This is a genomic window from Methylobacterium bullatum (assembly GCF_014845095.1).
Taxonomy (GTDB): Bacteria; Pseudomonadota; Alphaproteobacteria; order Rhizobiales; family Beijerinckiaceae; genus Methylobacterium; species Methylobacterium bullatum.
This window is the reverse complement of record NZ_NKUG01000219.1, coordinates 1-6,397: the sequence shown is the minus strand read 5'-3', so window position 1 is coordinate 6,397 and position 6,397 is coordinate 1. Positions and strand designations below refer to the sequence as shown.

Annotated in this window: 4 protein-coding genes; 1 reads left to right on the top strand and 3 read right to left on the bottom strand. The window is 70.5% G+C overall.

What is annotated here, in order from left to right; translation table 11 throughout:
- Positions 1-203: 203 nt before the first annotated feature.
- Positions 204-503, bottom strand: coding sequence for a hypothetical protein (locus tag MBTS_RS22220; RefSeq protein WP_018042193.1), 300 nt, complete (start codon positions 501-503; stop codon positions 204-206).
- A 552-nt stretch (positions 504-1,055) separates the two neighbouring features.
- Between MBTS_RS22220 and MBTS_RS22215 the strand changes: the two genes are divergently transcribed.
- Positions 1,056-2,522, top strand: a complete 1,467-nt coding sequence (locus MBTS_RS22215; protein ID WP_192216500.1) for an FAD-dependent monooxygenase — start codon at positions 1,056-1,058, stop codon at positions 2,520-2,522.
- Positions 2,523-2,526: 4 nt separating this feature from the next.
- Here MBTS_RS22215 and MBTS_RS22210 read toward each other — a convergent pair whose 3' ends face one another.
- Positions 2,527-2,964 carry a DUF3429 domain-containing protein gene (locus MBTS_RS22210; protein WP_056150023.1) on the bottom strand — a complete coding sequence of 146 codons (438 nt, stop codon included), beginning with the start codon at positions 2,962-2,964 and terminating at the stop codon, positions 2,527-2,529.
- Between the two features lie 233 nt (positions 2,965-3,197).
- On the bottom strand, positions 3,198-6,397 hold a 3,200-nt coding region (locus MBTS_RS22205; protein ID WP_192216499.1), incomplete at its 5' end, for an SEL1-like repeat protein.

Here is a 6,397-nt window from a genome sequence, read left to right as displayed (position 1 = left end):
CCATCCCATCCCAGGGGTCCTCGGGGAGAAGCGGTTCTGGCCATGCCAAACCAACGCTGAAAGCAACGTTCGGTGCCGTTCTGTTAGGCGCTCTTAGAGTGCTCACAAAACTCCCGATCACGGTCGGTTCTCGCTGCGAGCATGACGGCGCAGCGGGAGTTTTGTGAGAGACACTCAGCGCCGACCGAGAGGGAGCCGTCCCGTCAGGCCTTGATGTCGGCGAAGGCCCCGACGATTTTCTCCCGGCCTTGCTTCACCAGTTCCTCGATCTTCTCCTTAATCGCATCGTTGATCTTTTCGAGTTCCTTCTGCGGCATCCCGGCCAACGCTTCCTCCGTGAGGCCCATCTTCTTGAGGATCTGTTCGCGGATCTTCTCGGCGGGCGTCATCTTGGCATATTTCAGGAAGTCGTCCTTCGCCGACGCCTCCGTCGATCCGGACGATGTCGCGCGGACGGGGTAGCTCGCTCCCGGAGCGGATATTCCGTTGAGACCGATGGACATGGCGGCACGATTTTCCCAGCGATACACGCCTGCATTGCAAGAGCGACGCCGCCGGTCGCGACGGAAAATCCTGTTTTATGTCAGGGCTTAGAGAAACCCCATCGCCGCTGGGGCATCCTGCGCGGTAAATTCTGCCCGGCCATCGATGCCGAGCGACGACGGCGGCATGGGGGTACTCTCCGATCTAAGGGCGTCGTTGATCGGGTTCATGGGTCGACGACCCGGGGAGTATGGACCATCCCAACCAACCCCCTCATCATCCTGAGGCGCCGCAGCGCAGCGGAGGCCTCGAAGGAGGGCTCCAGTTCGCTCGGCGCGTCCTGGAGGGCTCCTTCGAGGCCGCTCACGCGGCGCCTCAGGATGAGGTCACGTTTCGGTCAGGCAAGCGGCGGGTCGAGGGCGAACGAGAACAGCAGGGCTGCACTCAGGGACGCCAAACCGCAGCCGATCGGAAGCCACGACGCGGTCGTCTTCGTCTCCGTCGCTGCCCCCAGCCCGGAATGCCGATACAGTGGTGGCGAATGCGAATCGCAGCGGAGCCAGGGCACGGTCATGCTTCAAGCGCTCATAGTCGGGGCCGGCCCGGTCGGCCTCACCCTCGCCGCCGAACTCGCCCGATACGGCATCGGCCTCCGCCTGATCGACAAGAGCCCGCAGCCGACGCAGACCTCGAAGGCCCTCGTGGTCTGGGCGCGCACCCTCGAACTCATGGACCGGATGGGGTGCAGGCAGGCCTTCCTCGATGCCGGCCTGCGCGCCCACGGGGCGACCCTGCGCAGCGCCGGCAGCATCCTCGGCCACGCCCGGTTCGACGCGATCGACAGCGCCTACAACTTCGCCCTCATGATCCCGCAGCGGGAGACCGAGCGCCTGCTGATCGAGCATCTCGCCACCTTCGGCGTAGCAGTGGAGCGCGAGGTGGAACTCGTGAGCTTCGTGACGGGCGACGGCCACGTCGAGGCGACGCTGCGCCACGCGGACGGCGCCGAGGAGACAATATCGACATCCTGGCTCATCGGCTGCGACGGCGCGCACAGCAAAGTGCGGCACGGGCTCGATCTCGCCTTCGCGGGCGAAGCGCAGGGGGACGATTGGCTTCTGGCCGACATTCGCCTGGAGGGCGACGGCGCACCGCCCGGCGACGAGATCGCGACCTATCTCCACCGGGACGGGCCGCTCGTCGTCTTCCCGATCCCCGGCGGCCGCGCGCGGGTGATCGCGCAGGTCGGCAAGACCGATCCGGCGCATCCGCGTCCGGACCCGACCCTCGACGCGGTACAGGCCCTGACGGACCGGCGCGCGGGCGGCTTCCGTGTCGTCGATCCGGTCTGGCTCACGCATTTCCGCATCAACGAGCGCAAGGTCTCGCAATATGCGCAGGGGCGCGCGGTCCTGGCCGGCGACGCGGCGCATATCCACAGCCCGGCCGGTGGCCAGGGCATGAATACCGGGATGCAGGACGCCATCAACCTCGCCTGGAAACTGGCGATGGTGGAGCGGGAGCAGGCCGCGCCCTCGCTCCTCGACAGCTACAGCCCCGAGCGCAACGCCGTCGGCGACTTGGTTTTGCGCAATGCCGGCCGGCTCACCGACATGGCGACCCTGTCGAACCCCGTGGCGCAGGGACTGCGCAACCTCGCGCTCCGGTTCATGCTCGGTTTCCACGCCGTGCAGGACAAGATGGCGGCGACGATGAGCGAGGTGGAAATCGCCTATCCCGACAGCCCGCTGTCGCGCGGCCCGCAGGCCGGGATGCGCTGGGCACCGGCGCAGGATGACGGAAAGCCCCCCGGCTCCGGATCGGTGCCGCTCTTCGTCCTCTATGCGGCGGATTCGGAACGCGGCGCCACCTTCGCCGCGCGGTTTCCCGCCCTGCTCGAACCGACGCCGCGACGCCCGCCCGACGGCGACAGGCTGATCCTCGTGCGGCCCGACGGCTATGTCGGCTTTTCCGGCACGGCCGAGTCCTGGGAGGAAGCCGGGGACTATCTCGCGCGGCTGAGCCCGGACCGGCCCTGAACCCTCACGCCGCGATCAGCAGGGCGCAGCCGGCCACCACCGACAGGACGAGCCGCAGACGCCCGAGCCAGCTCGGAACGAGTCCGCGCCGGACGAGGTCGAGATCGACGATGCCCCAGCCGAGGACGAGGAGGCCGAGCACCCGCAGGTCCCACGGAACGGGACAGGCGAGCGCCGCCCAGGCGATGAGGGAGGGCAGGATGGCGATGACGTAGTCGCGCCCGCCCGCACCGCCGGAAGCGGCAGCCCCCCAGCGGATGCCGCCGAGGAACGAGGCGATGACCGCGCCGTAGGTGGAGAGGATGGTGCGCGGGGCCAGGCCGACATTGCCGAGGCCGCCATCGCTGCCGCTGAGGGAAAGAACCGCGAAACCCAGAAAGGGAATGAGGCCGGCGACGCCGAGAACGAGGGCTGACGTCGGTATGGGCGTCACACGCGCCATCAAATCTCCGGCTCCGTTATCCGCGATCCGGGAGGCTGGATCGCATCGATCTCGATCATATACACGGTTGCGACGGCCCGGAACGCCGACCGGACGCCACGCCGCCAACGGGCTGGCGCCTCGCCAAAACCCGCACAAGCTGTTGTTACGAAACGCCGTTTCGCTGCGGCGCCGCGTTCTTAGCGGCCATGCGCGTCGCTATCACGCGCGGTCCCTGTCATGCGCGGTCCCTGTCATGCGCCCGTGCTGCGGCGCGGCGCCGGCACCGGCGCGGCGGGGGGCGGAGCGCCGATCAGGCTCATCGATCCGTCCACCCCGGTTCCGGTCGGCGCGGGGGGCTCGTTCACGGCCGGGAGCGCCGCCTTCGGTTTGAAGGCGGCGCTCAGGCTCTGCGCCGTGACGAGATCCTTCGGCGAGAGCTTCGCGGCGACGTCGTCGCGCTTCCGGCCCGCATCGTCGTCGCCCTGGGCCGCGGCGGCGGAGAACCAGAGGTAGGACTGGACGAGATCCTGCTGCACACCGAGGCCGCGCGCGTACAGGACGGCGAGGTTGTACTGGCTGTCGCGCATGCCGTATTCGGCGCCGCGCCGGAACCATTGCGAGGCCGTGGTGTAGTCCGGCTTGCCGTTCGCGGCGGGGTTCTCGGCATAGACCACGGCGAGGTTGTGCATGGAGCGGGCATGGCCCTGCTCCGCCGCACGCCCGTACCAGAGCTTGGCCTGGGAGAGGTCGCGCACCACCCCGGAGCCCTTCTCGTAGAGGCCGCCGAGCTTGTACTGCGCCGGGGCGTAGCCGGCACCGGCCAGGGCCTCGAACAGCTTTGCCGCCACGGCGAAATCGCGCGGCATGCCGCGCCCTTCGAGGGCGCGGGCGGCGAGGTCGTAGACGGAGGCGCCGTCGCCGTCGAGGGCGGCCTTGCGAAGCTGTGCCAGACCGGTGGGCACGGCGCCGAGATCGCCGGCAAGGTCGTGCAGCGCGGCGACCTTCGGCACGGCGCGCTGGAGCGGCCGAGATGCGGCTTCGGCCGGAGCCGTCGCCGGGGCGGTCGGTGGCGGCGCGACGTCGGAAATCGACTGGGTGGTCTCGGGGTCGGGCCGAGCGGTCGTTTCCGCGCCGGCCGGAGAAGCGCTGGCCGGAGAGGTGCCGGCCGTCGCGGCGGTGGAGGCCTTGGCCGGGCTCTCGGACGGTTCGGCCGGAGCCGCCGTCGTGGCGGCGAGCTGCGGCGCGGACGCGTCGGCGCCGCCACGGCGGGTGTTGATGGCCTGCAGCGCTCCGAGTGCCAGGACGATGGCGGCGAGGCCGAGGAGCAGCGGCTTGCGGCGCTTGTCGAGTTCGGCGCGCAGCCGCGCGCCCCTCCCGGGGACGGGGGCTTCCGCCGCGTTGTCGGGTGAAGACCGACCGCGCATCCCGGGCGAGCGGGCAGCCTCGGCCGCCTCGTTCTGCGCCGCCTGCGCTGCGCGCCGGGCGGCGGCGATGAAGCTCGTCTTGATGTCGCTCTCGGTCGGCGCGGCGGCGTCCGTCGCGGCGTCGGCGGGACGATCCGGGTTCGGGCGCCGGGTGCCGGGCTCCAGCGGCAGGTCCGTCACATGGCCGAGTTCGAAGGATTGCGTCGTGGGGCTCACCCGCAGGGCTTCGGGGCGCCGAACGCCGATTCCGCTCTGCATCGGCGCACGCTCGTCCACGCGGCCGGTGGCGACCGCGAGGCGCTCGGCGAGGTCATGGGTCGACCAGGCGTGGTTGGTGGGAAGCGCTCCGCCCTCCGCCAGGGCGCCGAGCTGGCCGACGAGCTTGTGCAGGGTCGAATGGACACCGTCGAGGGTCGCCTGCATCCGCTGCTCGGAGGCGGCCTGGTGCATGCGAAGGTCGGCGAGGCTGGCCTTGAGTAGTTCGAGTTCGCCGGTATCGCCGGTGGTCCCGATGCTCTCGGCGACGGCGTTGCGCGCCGCCCGCTCCACGGCGGCCTCGATCGGTGCTTCGTCGCGCAGGGCCGAGACCTGGGCCAGGAGGTCGGACATCGTCCGCTCGAGCCCCGCGAGGGCCGGGTCGGCGTCCCGCGTGTCGATGCGGCTGGCGAGCGCCAGGACCTGCTTTTCCAGGGCATCCAGCCCCTCGGCGCGCGGCCCGACGGGGCCGCCCACACGGTCGAGCTTCTCGGCGAGGTCGTGGAGCATGCCGTGGATCGAGGCGAGGTCGCCGCCGGGAATCACCGGCCGGCGCAGGGTCTCGCCCAGGTCTTCGAGGCGGCCGATCAGGTCGCCGACGGGATTGACGCTGGCCCGCTCGACCTTGTCGGCCAGGGCGTCGATGCGCACGATGATCGCGTCCGAATTGCCGCCGCCGACGGAGGCACCGTCACGCAGGGCGTCGAGCTTGGCGCCCATCGCCTGGATCTGTTCCTCGATCCCCCCCGATTGCGGGGTCCGCAATCCGGTGCGGATCTCTTCGAGCAGGGGCCGCAGCTCGGCCATGTTGGAGCCGTCGCCGCCGACGCCGCCCTGCAGCTCGGTGATCTGGGCGCTGATGGCCTGGAGACCCTGCGCGAGGCTCTGGATCCGCTCCGGCCCGGCCAGGGCGGCGATCAGGCGGCGGATCTCGTCGAGCTCGCGGAATAGGTTGCCGAGCTCGTCGCGGTCGGCGAAGCCCGGCGTGCTGTTGCTGAGCGCGCCGTCGACCTTCGCCGCGAGGCGCTCCACGTCATTGGCGACGCGGGCATGGACGTTCTCGGCCACGTCGTCGGCGAGACGGGTGACCTGAACGCGGATCAACTCGATGGGGGCCGCGATGGCGGCGAGGTCGGCCGGCTCCTGGGCGCGCTGGACCCCGGTGACGAGGGAGCGCATGGCCTGTTCGAGGGCGCCGACGTCGCGACCCGTGGCGAGGCCGCCGATCGATTCGCGCAGGCGGCTCGTCTCGGCCTGCAATTCGGAAATGGCGGGAGACGGCATCCGGAGAGCGGCACCGCTCGCCTTGCCCTGGGCGGGCGTCCCGTCGGAATCGAGTTCGCGCTGGCGCTGGCGGATCTCGGCGACGGCGTCGCGGATCTCGGCCTCCGCCGGACGGCCGCGCCGGCCGATCGGCCGCGGGGACGCCAGCTGCTCGCCGAGCTCGACCATGCGGCGCTCGATCTGGCCCAGGCGCTCGGCCATCTGCGCGGCCGGGGACAGGCCGGCATCGAGCACGGTGCTGATCCGGGCCTCGATCTCCTCGATCGTCCGGCTCGCCGCCTGTTGCGAGGCCTGCTGGTCCTGACCGATCTTGTGGTCGATCCGGTCGAGACGCCGCATCATCTCGGCGATCGAGTTCGTGAACGGCTCGACCGGGTCCGATGCGACGGCCGCGACTTCGGTGGGTGCAGCGACTTCGGCGGGCGCAGCGACTTCGGTGGGGACAGCGACTTCGGCGGGGGCAGTAACTTCGGCGGGGGCAGTAACTT